This window comes from Paraburkholderia sartisoli, from assembly GCF_900107685.1.
GTDB classification, from domain to species: Bacteria; Pseudomonadota; Gammaproteobacteria; order Burkholderiales; family Burkholderiaceae; genus Paraburkholderia; species Paraburkholderia sartisoli.
The window spans coordinates 1-19,117 of sequence record NZ_FNRQ01000018.1 but is presented as its reverse complement, the minus strand read 5'-3'; the positions used below and the strand labels follow the sequence as shown (position 1 = coordinate 19,117).

General features: G+C 59.5%; 14 protein-coding genes and 1 tRNA gene. All 15 read right to left on the bottom strand.

Annotated elements, in window-relative coordinates:
- Positions 1–545, bottom strand: a 545-nt coding sequence (locus BLV45_RS26800) for a GTP-binding protein (RefSeq protein WP_143130489.1), incomplete at its 3' end; no start/stop codon positions are given.
- Positions 546–593: 48 nt separating this feature from the next.
- On the bottom strand, positions 594–2,696 hold the full coding sequence (fusA, locus tag BLV45_RS26795) for an elongation factor G (protein ID WP_090538367.1): 2,103 nt from the start codon (positions 2,694–2,696) through the stop codon (positions 594–596).
- Between the two features lie 133 nt (positions 2,697–2,829).
- Positions 2,830–3,300, bottom strand: a complete 471-nt coding sequence (rpsG, locus tag BLV45_RS26790) for a 30S ribosomal protein S7 (protein WP_006053291.1) — start codon at positions 3,298–3,300, stop codon at positions 2,830–2,832.
- Positions 3,301–3,481: 181 nt separating this feature from the next.
- Positions 3,482–3,862: a 30S ribosomal protein S12 gene (gene rpsL / locus BLV45_RS26785; RefSeq protein ID WP_035935550.1), complete on the bottom strand. Its 381-nt coding sequence runs from the start codon at positions 3,860–3,862 to the stop codon at positions 3,482–3,484.
- Between the two features lie 208 nt (positions 3,863–4,070).
- Positions 4,071–5,918 (bottom strand): DNA helicase RecQ, encoded by a 1,848-nt coding sequence (gene recQ, locus BLV45_RS26780; RefSeq protein ID WP_090538365.1) that lies wholly within the window; start codon positions 5,916–5,918, stop codon positions 4,071–4,073.
- Positions 5,919–6,123: 205 nt separating this feature from the next.
- Positions 6,124–10,362 carry a DNA-directed RNA polymerase subunit beta' gene (rpoC, locus tag BLV45_RS26775; RefSeq protein WP_090538363.1) on the bottom strand — a complete coding sequence of 1,413 codons (4,239 nt, stop codon included), beginning with the start codon at positions 10,360–10,362 and terminating at the stop codon, positions 6,124–6,126.
- A gap of 21 nt (positions 10,363–10,383) precedes the next feature.
- The gene (gene rpoB, locus BLV45_RS26770) at positions 10,384–14,490 is read right to left on the bottom strand and encodes a DNA-directed RNA polymerase subunit beta (RefSeq protein ID WP_090538359.1); all 4,107 of its coding nucleotides are present in this window, start codon (positions 14,488–14,490) and stop codon (positions 10,384–10,386) included.
- A 372-nt stretch (positions 14,491–14,862) separates the two neighbouring features.
- Positions 14,863–15,240 carry a 50S ribosomal protein L7/L12 gene (gene rplL / locus BLV45_RS26765; protein ID WP_090538357.1) on the bottom strand — a complete coding sequence of 126 codons (378 nt, stop codon included), beginning with the start codon at positions 15,238–15,240 and terminating at the stop codon, positions 14,863–14,865.
- 63 nt (positions 15,241–15,303) lie between these two features.
- Complete coding sequence (rplJ, locus tag BLV45_RS26760; protein WP_090538354.1) at positions 15,304–15,801, bottom strand: 50S ribosomal protein L10; 498 nt, start codon at positions 15,799–15,801, stop codon at positions 15,304–15,306.
- Between the two features lie 303 nt (positions 15,802–16,104).
- Entirely contained in the window at positions 16,105–16,803 is a 699-nt protein-coding gene (gene rplA, locus BLV45_RS26755) for a 50S ribosomal protein L1 (RefSeq protein ID WP_090538352.1), read from the bottom strand.
- Positions 16,804–17,235, bottom strand: a complete 432-nt coding sequence (rplK, locus tag BLV45_RS26750) for a 50S ribosomal protein L11 (RefSeq protein ID WP_025496715.1) — start codon at positions 17,233–17,235, stop codon at positions 16,804–16,806.
- Between the two features lie 152 nt (positions 17,236–17,387).
- Positions 17,388–17,945 (bottom strand): transcription termination/antitermination protein NusG, encoded by a 558-nt coding sequence (gene nusG / locus BLV45_RS26745; RefSeq protein ID WP_090538351.1) that lies wholly within the window; start codon positions 17,943–17,945, stop codon positions 17,388–17,390.
- Between the two features lies 1 nt (position 17,946).
- Positions 17,947–18,327, bottom strand: a complete 381-nt coding sequence (secE, locus tag BLV45_RS26740) for a preprotein translocase subunit SecE (RefSeq protein ID WP_090538349.1) — start codon at positions 18,325–18,327, stop codon at positions 17,947–17,949.
- Positions 18,328–18,366: 39 nt separating this feature from the next.
- Positions 18,367–18,442: transfer RNA gene (locus BLV45_RS26735), tRNA-Trp, on the bottom strand.
- A gap of 66 nt (positions 18,443–18,508) precedes the next feature.
- The coding region (locus BLV45_RS26730; protein WP_245753512.1) for an EF-Tu C-terminal domain-related protein at positions 18,509–19,117 on the bottom strand (609 nt) is incomplete at its 5' end.

The following is a 19,117-nucleotide window of genomic DNA, read 5'->3' as shown; positions in this document are numbered from 1 at the left end:
TCGCCTTCCAGCGCCAGCTTGGCCGAACCCTTGATGATCGGCGTGTCGTCGCCCGGGAAGTCGTACTTCGACAGAAGCTCGCGCACTTCCATCTCGACGAGCTCCAGCAGCTCGGCGTCGTCCACCATGTCGCACTTGTTCAGGAACACGATGATGTACGGCACACCGACCTGACGCGCCAGCAGGATGTGCTCACGCGTTTGCGGCATCGGGCCGTCCGCGGCCGAGCACACCAGGATCGCGCCGTCCATCTGTGCTGCGCCCGTGATCATGTTCTTCACATAGTCGGCGTGGCCCGGGCAGTCGACGTGCGCGTAGTGGCGGTTCGCCGTTTCGTACTCGACGTGCGCCGTGTTGATCGTGATGCCACGCGCCTTTTCTTCCGGCGCCGCGTCGATCTGGTCGTACGCCTTCGCTTCGCCGCCAAACTTCTTGGTCAGCACCGTCGTGATCGCTGCCGTCAGCGTGGTCTTGCCGTGATCAACGTGACCGATCGTGCCGACGTTCACGTGCGGCTTGGTCCGTTCGAATTTACCTTTAGCCATGTTTCTCTTCTTTCAAAAAAGTTGATCGTTGAATGACTTGCCGCGCGATTACTTCGACTTCGCGTTGATGATCGCTTCAGACACGTTGCGCGGTGCTTCCGAGTAGTGCTTGAACTCCATCGTGTACGTTGCACGCCCCTGGGTCAGCGAACGCAACGACGTCGAGTAGCCGAACATTTCCGACAGCGGCACTTCGGCGCGAACAATCTTGCCGCCGCCAACCATGTCGTCCATGCCCTGAACGATGCCGCGACGACCCGACAGATCGCCCATCACGTTGCCCATGTAATCTTCAGGCGTTTCGACTTCCACAGCCATCATCGGTTCGAGGATGACCGGTTGAGCCTTGCGCATTGCTTCCTTGAACGCCATCGAACCAGCCATGCGGAACGCATTTTCGTTCGAGTCAACGTCGTGGTACGAACCGAACGTCAGGTGAACCTTCACGTCAACGACCGGGAAGCCCGCCAGCACGCCTGCCTTCAGCGTTTCCTGGATACCCTTGTCGACTGCCGGGATGTATTCACGCGGAATCACGCCGCCCTTGATTTCGTCCAGGAACTCGTAACCCTTGCCTTGCTCGTTCGGCTCGAGCGTAATGACCGCGTGACCGTACTGGCCGCGACCACCCGACTGCTTGACGAACTTGCCGTCGACATCTTCCGCCTTGCCGCGAATCGTTTCGCGGTAAGCCACCTGCGGCTTGCCAACCGTTGCTTCGACGCCGAACTCACGCTTCATCCGGTCAACCAGAATTTCCAGGTGGAGCTCGCCCATGCCCGAAATAATGGTTTGACCCGATTCTTCGTCCGTTTGAACGCGGAACGACGGATCTTCCTGGGCCAGACGGTTCAGGGCAAGACCCATCTTTTCCTGGTCCGGCTTCGTCTTCGGTTCAACAGCCTGCGAAATCACCGGCTCCGGGAAAATCATGCGTTCCAGCACGATCGGGTGCAGCGGATCGCACAGCGTGTCGCCCGTGGTCGCGTCTTTCAGGCCAACAGCAGCGGCGATGTCGCCCGCATGCACTTCCTTGATTTCTTCACGCTGGTTTGCGTGCATCAGCAGAATACGACCGAGACGTTCCTTCTTGTCCTTGGTCGCGTTCAGCAGCGTGTCGCCCGACTTCGTCGTGCCCGAGTACACGCGGAAGAAGATCAACTGGCCGACAAACGGGTCGGTCATGATCTTGAATGCGAGGGACGAGAACTTCTCGTCGTCAGCGGCGCGACGCTCAGCCTTTTCACCGTTTTCGAGTTCGCCCGTAACCGGCGGAATGTCGATCGGCGACGGCAGGAAGTCGAGCACGGCGTCCAGCATCCGTTGCACGCCCTTGTTCTTGAACGCGGTACCGCACAGCATCGGCTGGATTTCGCAAGCGATCGTACGGTCGCGCAGACCCTTGATGATTTCCGCTTCGGTCAGCTCGCCCGACTCGAGGTACTTGTTCATCAGGTCTTCGTTCGACTCGGCCGCGGCTTCGACCATCTTCTCGCGCCATTCATTGCACGTGTCGACGAGTTCAGCCGGGATTTCTTCGTACGAGAACTTGGTGCCTTGGGACGCGTCATCCCAAATGATCGCTTTCATCTTCAGCAGATCGACGACGCCCGTGAACGTTTCTTCAGCACCGATAGGTACCACGACCGGAACCGGATTCGCCTTCAGACGCAGCTTGAGCTGGTCATAGACCTTGAAGAAGTTCGCGCCGGTACGGTCCATCTTGTTGATGAACGCGAGACGGGGAACCTTGTACTTGTTAGCCTGGCGCCACACCGTTTCCGACTGGGGCTGGACGCCGCCCACAGCGCAGTAAACCATGCACGCACCGTCGAGCACGCGCATCGAGCGCTCAACTTCAATCGTGAAGTCAACGTGTCCCGGGGTGTCGATGATGTTGATGCGGTGCTCGGCGCGGTCGCCTGCCATGCCCTTCCAGAAGGCAGTGGTGGCAGCCGACGTAATCGTGATGCCGCGTTCCTGCTCCTGCTCCATCCAGTCCATGGTTGCTGCGCCGTCATGCACTTCACCAATCTTGTGGTTCACGCCGGTGTAGAACAGGATGCGCTCGGTCGTCGTCGTTTTGCCGGCGTCGATGTGAGCGCTAATACCGATGTTGCGGTAGCGCTCGATAGGTGTCTTGCGAGCCACTTTGATCCTCTATTGGGATAACGCGATGCGAGAAAATACCCATCGCGCTGTAACACAAACGGGCGAGGCGCTTTGTAAGCGCACCCGCCCGGAATTTCTTTCCGCTTTTCCTGCTAACCCTGGGTCGGGAAGCTTAGAAACGGAAATGCGAGAACGCCTTGTTGGCTTCTGCCATCCGGTGAACTTCATCGCGCTTCTTCATCGCGCCGCCACGGCCTTCAGCCGCTTCGGAAAGCTCACCTGCCAGACGCAGGGCCATCGACTTCTCGCTGCGCTTTTTCGCAGCCTCACGCAGCCAACGCATCGCCAATGCCATACGACGCGACGGACGCACTTCGACCGGAACCTGATAGTTCGCACCACCAACGCGACGGCTCTTCACTTCGACCACCGGCTTCACGTTGTTGAGCGCCACCGTGAACACTTCCAGCGGGTCCTTGCCACCCTTGGTCTGGATCTGTTCAAAAGCGCCGTACACGATGCGCTCGGCAACCGACTTCTTGCCAGACAGCATCAGCACGTTCATGAACTTGGCTACATCTACGTTACCGAACTTCGGATCCGGCAACACTTCCCGCTTGGGGACTTCGCGACGACGCGGCATGTTTCTTCCTTTACTTTTTCAGTTGGAGCCCTGCTGAGCCCCGCGGCCACCAACTAACCCGATTCATCTCTAGCGACTTACCAGCCCGGTCGGGTGACCACTTACTCGACAGCACCGGCGAATCCGGCACCACCGCTATTACCGCCCACATTCAGGCGACCTGAAACGACTTGCCGGCTAATTACTTGCCAGCCTTGGCACGCTTCGCACCGTACTTCGAACGAGCCTGCTTACGATCCTTGACGCCCTGGGTATCCAGCGAGCCGCGAACCATGTGGTAACGCACACCCGGCAAGTCCTTCACACGGCCACCGCGAATCAGCACGACCGAGTGTTCCTGCAGGTTGTGGCCTTCACCACCGATGTACGAAATGACTTCGAAGCCATTCGTCAGACGCACCTTGGCGACCTTACGAAGTGCCGAGTTCGGCTTCTTCGGCGTCGTGGTGTACACACGGGTGCATACGCCGCGACGCTGGGGGCAGTCCTGCAAGGCCGGGCTCTTGCTCTTCACAGTTTCCGAAGCGCGGCCTTTGCGAACCAGTTGATTGATGGTTGGCATTGTTTATTCCTGAAATTGAACAAAATCGACGCAATTATTTCCGGGCAAAGCAGAAACGATTGCGAATCGAACTCCGATCCTCTTGCGCACAACGCGAATCGACTTCGCACATGGGCATTCCAAGAACCGGAACCTAGCATAATATTCCGAAAATGCTAAGGGAGTCAACAGCTTGCGCGGATTCGCGCCGCGTCTGCAACGCAAGGCGTCAGTCGGCCGCGACTACTTCGAGCAGTTCTTCGCCGAAGCGGTCGAGTTTGCGTACGCCCATGCCTGGAATGTGACGCAGATCTTCGATCGTGTCCGGGCGGCTGCGGGCAATTTCCGCGAGCGTGGCATCGTGGAAAATGACGTAAGCGGGCACACCGTCGCTACGCGCCGTCTCGGTACGCCACGTGCGCAGACGCTCCCAGCGGGCACGCTCCCGCGGCCCCATGCCAAGCGTCGGATCGGCACGCTCGCTTGTGCGCCCCGACGATTGACGCGTGCGCGTCGGCTTGACGTAACGACGCAGGGTAACCTGCTGGTCGCCCTTCAGCACCGCTTTGCTCGCTTCGGTGAGAACAAGCGACCCGTAACCCTGATGGTCCACCGTCAGGAAGCCAAAGGCGACGAGTTGCCGGAAGATGGCCCGCCACTCCGGTTCTGACAGCGCCGCGCCGATACCGAACGTGCTCAACTGCTCGTGGCCACGCTGCAGGATCTTTTCACTGCGGTTGCCGCGCAGAATGTCGATGAGATGGCCCGCGCCGAAATGAAAACCGCTCGCGCGGTGCGCCCGGAACACGCACGAAAGCGCCATTTGCGCCTCACGCGTCGCATCCCACGACGCCGGGGGGTCGATGCAGGTGTCGCAGTTGCCACACGGCTGGCTGGATTCGCCGAAGTACGCGAGCAGCCGCACGCGCCGGCATGACGCCGTCTCGCAAAGCCCCAGCAACGCATCGAGCTTGCCGGTCTGAACGCGCTTGTGCGCTTCGTCCGCGTCCGATTCGTCGATCATCTTGCGTTGCTGAACGACGTCCCCGAGGCCGTACGCCATCCAGGCATTCGCAGGCATGCCATCGCGACCCGCGCGACCCGTTTCCTGATAGTAGCCCTCGACGCTTTTAGGCAGATCCATGTGGGCGACGAAGCGCACGTCCGGCTTGTCGATGCCCATGCCGAAAGCGATGGTCGCGCACATCACGATACCTTCCTCGCGCTGGAACATTTCCTGGTGTTTCTGGCGGATCTCGAATTCCATCCCCGCGTGATATGGCAGCGCACGCACACCCTGGCCCTTGAGCCATTCAGCGGTTTCTTCGACCTTGCGGCGCGACAGGCAATACACAACGCCTGCGTCGGTCGTGCCATCGGCTCTCGAATGTTCGGCGCGGATGAAGTCCAGCAATTGCGCCCGCGCATTGTCCTTTTCGGCGATGCGATAGCGGATATTCGGACGGTCGAAACTCGACACAAAAATGCGCGCATCGCCAAGCGCGAGATTGTGGACAATTTCGTCACGCGTGATTGCGTCCGCGGTCGCCGTAAGCGCAATGCGCGGCACCGTCGGGAAACGCTCGTGCAACACCGACAACTGAATGTATTCCGGCCGGAAATCGTGACCCCATTGCGACACGCAATGCGCTTCGTCGATGGCGAAAAGGCCAATGCGCGAACGCTCGAGCAACTCGAGAAACCGGGGTGTCATCAGCCGTTCCGGCGCGACGTAGAGAAGATCGATCTCGCCGTCACGCAGCGCGCGCTCGGTCGCAGCCGCTTCGGCGCCGGACAGCGTGGAATTCAGATACGCCGCGCGAACGCCAACTTCCTTTAGTGCCGCAACCTGGTCCTGCATGAGCGCGATCAGCGGCGACACAACGATGCCGGCACCAAAACCTGCCTCCCGGCGGACCAGCGAGGGAATCTGGTAACACAACGACTTGCCGCCGCCCGTTGGCATCAGCACCAGCGAATCGCCGCCCGCGGCAACGTGTTCGACAATCTCGCCCTGTTGCCCGCGAAACGCGGGATAACCAAAAACTTCGTTGAGAATTTCGAGCGATCGGGACATTTAACAGGACAGGGACAGGAAAGGAAGCAGCGCGATGCCGGGCACACGAATTTTACCAACGCATTCGGCTTGCGCCCGCCTCTTCTGCCAACATTAGCCAATTGGCCAGTAAAAGAGCCCGGGGCACGTGCGAAAAAAAAGCCGCCCAGTCGAAACTGGACGGCTTTGCAGGCTGGCAGGCCAGGCGGCTTGCGCCGCGCTGAACTTACTCGCCCAAGTGCTGCTGTTCGGCTGCCGGCGTTTCCGGCGTACCGAATTCGAACGACTCTTCCGCTGCGATCTGGTCGAAACGCTCGCGGTCGGACAGTTCCTTGCTCTTGCGTGCCTTGTGGAACGCGAGACCCGTACCGGCCGGAATCAGACGACCGACGATCACGTTTTCCTTCAGCCCGCGCAGATCGTCGCGCTTGCCCATGATCGCCGCTTCGGTCAGCACGCGAGTCGTTTCCTGGAACGACGCCGCGGAGATGAACGAATCGGTCGACAGCGACGCCTTCGTGATACCGAGCAGCACGTTTTCGTACGTTGCCGGACGCTTGTCTTCCGCGATCATGCGGTCGTTTTCGTCGAGCATATCCGACCGCTCGACCTGTTCGCCCGGGATGAAACGCGTATCGCCGTTGTCCGAAATCTGCACACGACGCAGCATCTGACGAACAATCACTTCAATGTGCTTGTCGTTGATCTTCACGCCCTGCAGACGGTACACGTCCTGCACTTCGTCCACGATGTAACGCGACAGCGCCTCGATACCCTGCAGACGCAGGATGTCGTGCGGATCCGCCGGCCCGTCGACGATCATTTCGCCCTTGTTGACGACCTGACCATCATGCACCAGAACCTGCTTTTCCTTCGCGATCAGGAACTCGTGCTGGTTGCCCTCGAGGTCCGTGATAACGAGACGTTGCTTGCCCTTCGTGTCCTTACCGAACGACGTCGTGCCGGTGACTTCCGCCAGAATGCCGGCGTCCTTCGGCGAGCGCGCTTCGAACAGTTCGGCCACACGCGGCAGACCACCGGTAATGTCGCGAGTTTTCTGCGATTCAACCGGGATCCGTGCGAGCACTTCACCGACCTGCACCTGCTGACCATCCTTCACGGTAATCAGCGCGCCGACCTGGAAGCCGATCTGCACCGAATGCTCGGTGTTGGGGATCTTCACTTCCTCGCCGCTTGCGTCGAGCAGTTTCACCTGCGGACGCACGCTCTTTGCTGCCTGCGAACCGCGGCGCTTCACGTCGATCACGACCAGGGTCGAAAGACCGGTCACATCGTCGATCTGCTTGGCGACCGTCACGCCTTCCTCGACGTTTTCGAACTTCACCGTACCGCCCCACTCGGTGATGATCGGACGCGTCAGCGGATCCCACGTGGCCAGCTGCGTGCCTGCCTTGATCTGCGCGCCGTCGAGCTGCAACAGCGTCGCGCCGTACGGCACCTTGTGACGTTCACGCTCACGACCATGGTCGTCAGTGATCATCGCTTCGCCCGAACGCGAGATGACGATCTGTTCGCCCTTCGCGTTGGTGACGTAACGCATCGTCGCCGTGAAGCGCACCGTGCCGTTCGACTTCGCTTCAACCGACGAGGCCACCGCCGCGCGCGATGCCGCACCGCCGATGTGGAACGTACGCATGGTCAGCTGAGTGCCCGGCTCACCGATCGACTGTGCAGCGATCACGCCCACTGCTTCACCGACGTTCACCGACGAACCACGGCCCAGGTCGCGGCCGTAGCAGGCTGCGCACAGGCCGTAACGCGTTTCGCAGGTGAGCGGCGTGCGCACGCGCACTTCGTCGATGCCGAGGCGCTCGATTTCTTCCACTGCGTCTTCGTCGAGCAGCGTGCCCGATTCGTACAGCGTTTCCTGCGTTTCCGGATTGACGACGTCCGCCACCGCAACGCGACCGAGGATACGGTCACGCAGCGCCTCGACGACTTCACCGCCTTCAACCAGCGCCTTCATTGCCACGCCGTTCGACGTACCGCAATCGTCTTCGACCACGACCAGATCCTGCGTCACGTCGACGAGACGACGCGTCAGGTAACCCGAGTTCGCCGTTTTCAGTGCCGTATCAGCCAGACCCTTACGCGCACCGTGGGTCGAGATGAAGTACTGCAACACATTCAGGCCTTCGCGGAAGTTCGCCGTAATCGGCGTCTCGATGATCGAGCCGTCCGGCTTCGCCATCAGGCCACGCATACCGGCCAGCTGACGAATCTGCACCGCGGAACCGCGCGCGCCCGAGTCGGCCATCATGTAGATCGAGTTGAACGATTCCTGGCGCGTTTCCTTGCCGTCGCGATCCGTGACTGGTTCCGTCGACAGTTGCTCCATCATCGCCTTGCCGACCGCTTCCGACGTTGCCGACCAGATGTCGACCACGTTGTTATAGCGTTCCTGCGCGGTGACAAGACCCGACATGTACTGACGGTCGTATTCCTTCACCTTCTTCGCGGCGTCGCCGACGATGGTTTCCTTCTGCGGCGGCACGAGCATGTCGTCGACGCAGATCGAAATACCCGCGCGCGTTGCCAGACGGAAACCCGACTGCATCAACTGGTCGGCGAAAATCACCGTTTCGCGCAGACCGCACTTGCGGAATGCCGTGTTGATGAGGCGCGAGATTTCCTTCTTCTTCAGCGGCTTGTTCAGCACCGTGAACGGCAGGCCCGGCGGCAGAATTTCGGAGAGGATCGCGCGGCCGACGGTGGTCGGATACAGCGTGATCTTCGGCACGAACTTCGGCGCACCTTCGGACGTGTCTTCGTTGTGGACCATTTCCGTGATCCGCACGTTGACGCGCGAGGCCAGCTCGACTTCCTTGTTCTCGTATGCACGCAGCGCTTCCGACACGCCGGTGAACGTCAGGCCTTCGCCCCTGGCGTTCACGGCTTCACGGGTCGCGTAATACAGGCCGAGCACGATATCCTGCGACGGCACGATCGACGGATCGCCGTTGGCCGGGAACAGGACGTTGTTCGACGCCAGCATCAGCGTACGCGCTTCCATCTGCGCTTCGAGCGACAGCGGCACGTGCACAGCCATCTGGTCACCGTCGAAGTCGGCGTTGAACGCCGCACAAACGAGCGGGTGCAGCTGGATTGCCTTACCTTCGATCAGCACCGGCTCGAAAGCCTGAATGCCAAGACGGTGCAGCGTAGGCGCACGGTTCAGCATGACCGGATGCTCGCGGATCACCTCTTCGAGGATGTCCCACACCACGGCTGTCTGGTTCTCGACTTCCTTCTTCGCAGCCTTGATGGTGGTAGCAACACCCATCACTTCGAGCTTGTTGAAGATGAACGGCTTGAACAGTTCGAGCGCCATCAGCTTCGGCAGACCGCACTGATGCAGCTTGAGCGTCGGACCGACCACGATCACCGAACGACCCGAGTAGTCAACGCGCTTACCGAGCAAGTTCTGACGGAAACGACCGCCCTTACCCTTGATCATGTCAGCGAGCGACTTCAGCGGACGCTTGTTCGCGCCGGTCATCGCCTTACCGCGACGACCGTTGTCGAGCAGCGAATCGACGGCTTCCTGCAGCATCCGCTTTTCGTTGCGGACGATGATTTCAGGCGCCTTCAGTTCGAGCAGACGCTTCAACCGGTTGTTACGGTTGATCACGCGGCGATACAGGTCGTTCAGGTCCGACGTCGCGAAACGGCCGCCATCCAGCGGCACGAGCGGACGCAGTTCCGGCGGCAGCACCGGCAGCACTTCGAGCACCATCCAGTCGGGCTTGATGCCCGAACGCTGGAAAGCCTCGAGCACTTTCAGGCGCTTCGCGTACTTCTTGATCTTCGCTTCCGAACCCGTGTTCTTGAGTTCGGTGCGCAGCATTTCGACCTGTTCGTCGATGTTGATCGCGCGCAGCAGTTCGCGCACGCCTTCCGCGCCCATCTCGGCGCGGAATTCGTCACCGTATTCTTCGACCTTGTTGTAGTAGTCCTCTTCCGTCATGATCTGCCGCGCTTTCAGCGGCGTCATGCCCGGATCGATCACCACGTAGGCTTCGAAGTACAGCACGCGTTCGATGTCGCGCAGCGTCATGTCGAGCACCATGCCCAGACGCGACGGCAGCGACTTCAGGAACCAGATGTGCGCAACCGGCGAGGCCAGTTCGATGTGGCCCATCCGTTCGCGACGCACCTTCGCCAGCGTGACTTCAACGCCGCACTTTTCACAGATCACGCCGCGGTGCTTCAGGCGCTTGTACTTGCCGCAAAGGCATTCGTAGTCTTTGATCGGTCCGAAAATCTTCGCGCAGAACAGACCATCGCGTTCCGGCTTGAACGTCCGGTAGTTGATGGTTTCCGGCTTCTTGACTTCACCGAACGACCACGAACGGATCTTGTCTGGCGAAGCCAGACCGATCTTGATCGCGTCAAAAACTTCAGGCTGTTGGACTTGCTTGAATAGATCGAGCAGAGCTTTCATTGCTTTCTCTCCGTAGTCCGATTAGTTGCGGTCGAGGTCGATGTCGATACCCAGCGAGCGGATTTCCTTCACGAGCACGTTGAAGGATTCCGGCATGCCTGCATCGATCACGTGATCGCCCTTGACCAGGTTCTCGTACACCTTGGTCCGGCCTGCCACGTCATCCGACTTCACCGTCAGCATTTCCTGCAGCACGTACGATGCGCCGTACGCTTCGAGCGCCCACACTTCCATTTCACCGAAACGCTGGCCACCGAACTGCGCCTTACCACCCAGCGGCTGCTGCGTGACGAGCGAGTACGGACCGGTCGAACGTGCATGCATCTTGTCGTCGACCAAATGGTGCAGTTTCAGGTAATGCATGTAGCCAACCGTCACCGTACGTTCGAACATTTCGCCCGTGCGGCCGTCGTACAGACGAACCTGATTCTTCGACGGCGTCATGCCGAGGTTCTTCGCGATGTCGTCCGGGAATGCCAGATCCAGCGCGCGCGACATTTCTTCTTCCGTCGCACCGTCGAACACCGGCGTGGCGAACGGCACGCCTTCGCGCAGGTTCTTCGCCAGTTCGACGATTTCGTCGTCCGTGAACGTGTCCAGCTCTTCAGCGCGGCCCGACTCGTTGTAGATCTTGGTCAGGAATTCGCGCAGTTCGGCAATCTTCGCCTGACGCTGCAGCATTTCGCCGATACGCCAGCCGAGACCCTTCGCGGCCCAACCCAGATGCACTTCGAGAACCTGACCCACGTTCATCCGCGACGGCACGCCGAGCGGATTCAGCACGACGTCGGCCGGACGGCCGTCAGCCATGTACGGCATGTCTTCGATCGGCACGATCTTCGACACCACACCCTTGTTACCGTGACGACCGGCCATCTTGTCGCCCGGCTGCAGGCGGCGCTTGACTGCCAGATACACCTTGACCATCTTCAGCACGCCCGGCGGCAGTTCGTCGCCTTGCGTGAGCTTCTTGCGCTTTTCTTCGAACGCCAGATCGAACTGGTGACGCTTCTGTTCGATCGAATCCTTGATCGCTTCGAGCTGTGCCGCTGCTTCTTCGTCCGCGAGGCGGATGTCGAACCAGTGGTAGTGGTCGAGATCTTCCAGGTAAGCCTGGTCGATCTTCGTACCCTTCGCGAGCTTCTTCGGACCGCCGTTCGCGACCTTGCCATTCAGCATACGTGCGAGACGCTGGAATGCATCGCCTTCCACGATACGCAGCTGGTCATTCAGGTCGAGGCGATAACGCTTCAGTTCATCGTCGATGATCTGTTGCGCACGCTTGTCGCGCTGGATGCCTTCACGCGTGAACACCTGCACGTCAATGACCGTGCCGCTCATGCCCGACGGCACGCGCAGCGACGTGTCCTTCACGTCCGAAGCCTTTTCACCGAAGATCGCGCGCAGCAGCTTTTCTTCCGGCGTCAGCTGGGTTTCGCCCTTCGGCGTGACCTTGCCGACCAGCACGTCGCCAGCTTCGACTTCCGCGCCGATGTAGACGATGCCCGACTCGTCGAGACGGCCGAGTTGCACTTCAGCGAGGTTCGAGATGTCGCGCGTGATTTCTTCCGGTCCGAGCTTCGTGTCGCGAGCAACGACGTTCAGTTCTTCGATGTGGATCGACGTGTAACGGTCGTCGGCAACCACCTTCTCCGAGATCAGGATCGAATCTTCGAAGTTGTAGCCGTTCCACGGCATGAACGCGACCAGCATGTTCTGGCCAAGCGCCAGTTCGCCGAGGTCGGTCGATGCACCGTCAGCCAGCACGTCGCCACGCGACACGATGTCGCCGACCTTCACGATCGGGCGCTGGTTGATGTTCGTGTTCTGGTTCGAACGCGTGTACTTGATCAGGTTGTAGATGTCCACGCCGACGTCGCCAGCAGCGGCTTCATCGTCGTTCACGCGGATCACCATACGGCCTGCGTCGACGTAGTCCACCACGCCGCCACGGAATGCCTGAACGGTCGTACCCGAGTCGACTGCCACCGTGCGTTCAATACCCGTACCGACTACGGCCTTTTCAGGACGCAGACACGGCACAGCCTGACGCTGCATGTTCGAACCCATCAATGCGCGGTTCGCGTCATCGTGCTCGAGAAACGGAATCAGCGAAGCTGCGACCGAGACGATCTGCGACGGCGCCACGTCCATGTACTGGATGCGGTCCGGCGTGACCATCAGCGTTTCGCCCGCCTCACGCGACGACACCAGTTCGTCGGTCAGCGTGCCGTCTTCGGCCACGGCAGCGTTCGCCTGGGCGATCACATAACGGCCTTCTTCGATCGCCGACAGATAGTCGATCTGATCCGTCACCTTGCTGTCCACGACCTTGCGATACGGCGTTTCGAGGAAGCCGTATTCGTTCAGGTGCGCATACAGTGCGAGCGAGTTGATCAGGCCGATGTTCGGACCTTCCGGCGTTTCAATCGGGCATACGCGGCCATAGTGGGTCGGATGCACGTCGCGGACTTCAAAGCCAGCGCGCTCGCGCGTCAGACCGCCCGGACCCAGTGCCGAAACGCGGCGCTTGTGGGTGATTTCCGACAGCGGGTTGGTCTGGTCCATGAACTTCGACAGCTGCGACGAACCGAAGAACTCGCGAATCGCCGACGAAATCGGCTTCGAGTTGATCAGGTCGTGCGGCATCAGGTTTTCGCTTTCAGCCTGACCCAGACGTTCCTTCACCGCCCGCTCGACACGCACGAGACCCGCGCGGAACTGGTTTTCCGCCAGCTCACCGACGCAACGCACGCGGCGATTGCCCAAGTGGTCGATGTCGTCGACTTCGCCCTTGCCGTTACGCAACTCGACGAGAATCTTGATCGTCGCGAGGATGTCGTCGTCCTGCAGCGTCATCGGTCCGATGATTTCATCGCGGCCCACGCGGCGATTGAACTTCATACGACCTACCTTCGAGAGGTCGTACGCGTCTTCGCTGTAGAACAGACGGTTGAACAGCGCCTCGACTGCTTCTTCGGTCGGCGGTTCACCCGGACGCATCATGCGATAGATTGCAATGCGCGCTGCCATGCGGTCGGCGGTTTCGTCGATACGCAGCGTCGACGAGATGTACGGACCTTGATCCAGATCGTTCGTATAGAGCGTCTGGATGTCCTTCACCTTCGATTCACGCAACTTCTCAAGCACGGTCTCGGTGATTTCGTCATTCGCGTTCGCGATGACCTCGCCAGTCTCGCCATCGACGACATTCTTCGCCAGCGTGCGACCGAGCAGATAGTCTTCCGGAACCGAGATGAACTTCGTCTTCGCGTTTTCGAGGTCGCGAATGTGCTTGGCGTTGATCCGCTTGTCCTTCTGGACGATCACGTTGCCATCACGATCCGAGATATCGAAACGTGCGACTTCACCACGCAGACGCTCCGGCACGAATTCCATCTGCGCGCCTTCCGGCATCAGCGTGAAATTGTCGAACACGAAGAAGTTCGCGAGGATCTGTTCCGGCGTGAGGCCGATGGCCTTCAGCAGAATCGTGACCGGCATCTTGCGGCGGCGGTCGACGCGGAAATACAGCACGTCCTTCGGGTCGAACTCGAAGTCGAGCCACGAACCACGGTAAGGAATGATACGTGCCGAGAACAGGAGTTTGCCCGAGCTGTGCGTCTTGCCCTTGTCGTGTTCGAAGAACACGCCCGGCGAACGGTGCAGCTGCGAAACGATCACGCGCTCCGTGCCGTTGATGACGAACGAACCGGTCGGCGTCATGAGCGGAATTTCGCCCATGTAGACTTCCTGCTCCTTCACTTCCTTGACGACCGGCTTGCTCGGCGATTCCTTGTCGTGCAGGACGAGACGCACTTTCGCGCGCAGGGCCGAGCAGTACGTCAAACCGCGCTGCTGACATTCCTTGATGTTGAATGCCGGCGGCGACAGCATGTAGCTGACGAACTCCAGACGAGCGAAACCGTTATGGGAAACGATAGGGAAAACCGACGTGAACGCGGCTTGCAGACCTTCCGGTTTGCGTTGCGTCGACGCCGTGTCAGCTTGCAGAAACGTGCTGAATGATTCAAGCTGGGTAGCCAGCAGGAAAGGAACCTGGTGAACGATGGGGCGCTTCGCAAAGCTCTTGCGAATACGCTTCTTCTCGGTGAAGGAATATTGCATACGATCTCCGAATCACGGCGGGCATTGTTGTCGAGGCAGGATACCTTGATGAGACAACCCGAGTGTTCACCGACTGAGACCCGATGGCCGTCCGATGATGGCTTGAACGAGCCTGAAAGCTTGGTGGTTGGCCGCTACCAACCGCTGGCTGACGGCAGCGGATGCCTGTGTTGCCCGCTACCCGACCAAACTTGCCTTCTGCAGTCGCTTCAGAAGACAAAGAAAAACGCCGGTCAACGCTACCGAAGGGCGATTTTCTTTGGCTTCTGGGGCCGCGTTCTTACCGAAATTGACCGGTACGAACTTTGTCCCCAAAAAGCACAAAAAGGCCGGCGGTGGAAAACCGCCAGCCTTCGCACAGCGCACTGAAACTTACTTGATTTCAGCCTTCGCGCCGGCTTCTTCCAGCTTCTTCTTGGCTTCTTCAGCAGCAGCCTTCGGTACCGATTCCTTAACAGGCTTCGGTGCACCGTCGACCAGGTCCTTCGCTTCCTTCAGGCCGAGACCCGTCAGTTCGCGAACAGCCTTAATGACCGAAACCTTGTTCGCGCCGACTTCCGTCAGGTTGACCGTGAATTCGGTTTGCTCTTCAGCAGCTGCAGCACCAGCGCCGCCGCCTGCCGGGCCTGCCACTGCAACAGCAGCTGCCGACACGCCAAACTTCTCTTCGAACGCCTTGACCAGTTCGTTCAGTTCCAGAACCGACATCAAGCTTACGGCTTCGAGGATGTCATCTTTTGCGATTGCCATTTGAAATACTCCTAAATTGAATTCGGATACAGCCAGCGATCAGTTACGCCCAACTGAAATGCGTTAAGCCGCTTCGCCTTGTTTCTTTTCTGCCAGCGCGGCCAGGGCGCGCGCAAAGCCGGAAACAGGTGCTTGCATAACGTAGAGCAGCTTGGAGAGCAGTTCTTCGCGGCTCGGAATGTTGGCAAGCGCTTGCACGCCAGCCTTGTCCATCACGTTGCCGTCAAAAGAACCAGCCTTGATGATCAACTTGTCATTGCTTTTCGCGAAGTCATTGACGACCTTCGCAGCAGCAATCGCATCTTCCGAGATGCCGTAGATCAACGGGCCAGTCATCTGCTCTGCCAGCGGAGCGAACGGGGTACCTTCGACAGCGCGACGCGCCAGCGTGTTCTTCAACACGCGCAGGTACACCTGTTGCTCGCGCGCTTTCGCGCGCAGCTTGGTCAGATCGCCAACCGCAATCCCACGATACTCAGCCAGAACGACGGTCTGGGCTTTCGCGACTTTCGCGGAAACCTCAGCGACGACGGCCTGCTTACTTTCTTTGTTGAGTGGCACGGTTAGCCTCCAGATTCGATACACGTGGCGGTTGCCTTGTGTACCGCGTTCAACAACGGCGTCCGACGTGTCAGGAGTATTTCAGCCGGTTGGGTGTTCACAGCGCTGCGAACGACAACCAGCATCACCACTACAAAACTATTTCGGGTTCGCCATCTGCGTTGGCTTTGCATTAAGGGAACGCCTGCCTGCTGCGGTCCCGCCAACGGTCTTTGATAACCGGCCGTTCGATGCAGACTGCCATCTCACGACCGCCCAAAGCCCATAAACCCGCTGCAGCTTGCGCCGCAGCGGAAGAATTCCTTACTGTGCTGCGAGCGTTGCCTGATCGACGCGGACACCCACGCCCATCGTGCTCGACAGCGCGACCTTACGCAGATAGACACCCTTGCTCGTGGCCGGCTTGGCCTTTTGCAGTGCGTCGACCAACGCATTCAGGTTGCTACGCAGAGCCGTCTGCTCGAACGAAGCACGACCGATCGTCGCGTGGATGATACCGCCCTTGTCGACGCGGAACTGGACTTGACCAGCCTTCGCGTTCTTGACGGCCGTCGCCACGTCCGGCGTGACCGTACCGACTTTCGGATTCGGCATCAGGCCGCGGGGACCGAGGATCTGGCCCAGCGTACCGACAACACGCATCGTGTCCGGCGAAGCGATCACGATGTCGAAGTTCAGGTTACCGGCCTTGACCTGTTCTGCCAGATCTTCCATACCAACGATCTCCGCTCCGGCTGCACGAGCCTGTTCGGCTTTCTCGCCCTGCGCGAACACAGCGACGCGAACCGACTTACCCGTACCCGCAGGCAGAACGACCGAGCCGCGAACGACCTGGTCCGACTTCTTCGCATCGATGCCAAGTTGCACCGCGACGTCGATCGACTCATCGAACTTCGCGCTTGCGCATTCCTTCACGAGCGACAGGGCTTCATCGATCGCGTACAGCTTCTGACGATCAACCTTGGCTGCAAATGCTTGCAGACGCTTCGAAAGCTTGGCCATTTACACGCCCTCCACGGTGATGCCCATCGAGCGGGCACTACCTGCGATCGTACGGACCGCTGCGTCAAGATCGGCCGCCGTGAGGTCAGGCATCTTGGTCTTGGCGATGTCTTCGGCTTGAGCGCGTGTGATCTTGCCGACCTTATCGGTATGCGGCTTGGCCGAACCCTTGTCGATCTTCGCTGCCTTCTTGATCAGAACCGTAGCCGGCGGCGTCTTCAGAACGAACGTGAAGCTCTTGTCGGCGAACGCGGTGATCACGACTGGAATCGGCAGACCCGGTTCCATCGCTTGAGTCTGCGCGTTAAACGCCTTGCAGAACTCCATGATGTTCAGACCGCGCTGACCCAGTGCCGGACCGACCGGCGGCGACGGGTTGGCTTTACCTGCAGGAATCTGCAGCTTGATAAAGCCGATGATTTTCTTTGCCATTTGGAAAACCTCGTTGGAACGCATGAGCGTTCAGGTGAGTAGTAGCGCGCTTTCGCCGAAAATCAGGCTACTGACGCTCCTCAACGGCCATTGCGCGGACCGTAAGCGCGAAATACGACTCGCACCAGCTGGCACGAGCCGCAGAATCTGATTTACAGCTTTTCGACCTGACCGAATTCGAGCTCGACCGGCGTTGCCCGTCCGAAGATCGTGACGGATACACGGACGCGCGACTTTTCGTAGTTCACTTCTTCGACGCTGCCGTTGAAGTCTGTGAACGGACCGTCCTTCACGCGGACCATCTCGCCCACCTCGAACAGGGTCTTCGGGCGCGGCTTTTCCACGCCCTCTTGCATCTGCGACATGATCTTTTCGACTTCCCGCGGGGAAATCGGGCTCGGGCGGTTACGCGCACCGCCGACAAAACCGGTAACCTTCGCCGTGTTCTTTACGAGGTGCCATGTTTCGTCGGTCATTTCCATTTCGACGAGCACGTAGCCCGGGAAGAAACGACGCTCAGTAACAGACTTGTGGCCACCCTTCACTTCCACGACTTCTTCGGTCGGGACAAGGATCTGACCAAACTTGTCCTGCATGCCGGCACGGTCGATGCGTTCCTGAAGCGCACGCTGCACGCTCTTCTCCATGCCAGAGTAGGCGTGCACGACGTACCAACGTTTACCACTCGGGGATACCGGCGTATCGCTCATATCATTTCCAACCCAGAATCACCGAGAAAATCACCCATTCAATGGATTTATCGCTAATCCAAAGAAACAGCGCCATGACGAGCACAAACCCGAAGACTACGAGAGTCGTCTGCGTTGCCTCTTTACGAGTCGGCCAGACAACCTTGCGAACTTCTTTGTACGAGTCCTTGGCGAAGGCAATGAAACCCTTACCGGGGGCAGAGACAAGACCGACTGCCACACCTGCGATAGCGCCAACAGCGAGGGCCGCTCCGCGGATGTACCATTCCTGGCTGCCAAGCCAGAAGAACCCCACGAACCCGGCCAAGACCAGCAATACGCCGGCGATCAACATCAGCTTGTCGCCAGAAGTATTTACAGTTTCGACGGAAGGATTCGCCATAACACCTTATTAACCTGCGCCACGAGCGACGCGAGAATTTGGCAGGGGCAGAGGGAATCGAACCCCCAACCTTCGGTTTTGGAGACCGACGCTCTGCCAGTTGAGCTATACCCCTAAAACCATTTTGGGGTTGACGGCATCGCCAACCCCGAAAACATCAGACCTGCGAGAAGTAACTGGCTTACTCGAGGATCTTTGCAACGACACCGGCGCCGACGGTACGGCCACCTTCACGGATGGCGAAGCGCAGGCCTTCTTCCATCGCGATCGGGTTGATCAGCTTCACCGTGATCGACACGTTGTCGCCCGGCATGACCATTTCCTTGTCCTTCGGCAACTCGATCGAGCCCGTCACGTCCGTCGTACGGAAGTAGAACTGCGGACGATAGTTGTTGAAGAACGGCGTATGACGGCCACCTTCGTCCTTGCTCAGCACGTACACTTCAGCCGTGAAGTGCGTGTGCGGGTTGATCGAACCCGGCTTGGCCAGCACCTGGCCACGCTCCACGTCTTCACGCTTCGTGCCGCGCAGCAGGATACCCACGTTGTCGCCCGCCTGACCCTGGTCGAGCAGCTTGCGGAACATTTCCACGCCCGTGCACGTCGTCTTCACCGTCGGCTTGATACCGACGATTTCGATTTCCTCACCGACCTTCACCACGCCACGCTCAACGCGACCCGTCACCACCGTGCCGCGACCCGAGATCGAGAACACGTCTTCCACCGGCATCAGGAACGCGCCATCCACTGCGCGCTCCGGCGTCGGGATGTACGTGTCCAGCGCGTCGGC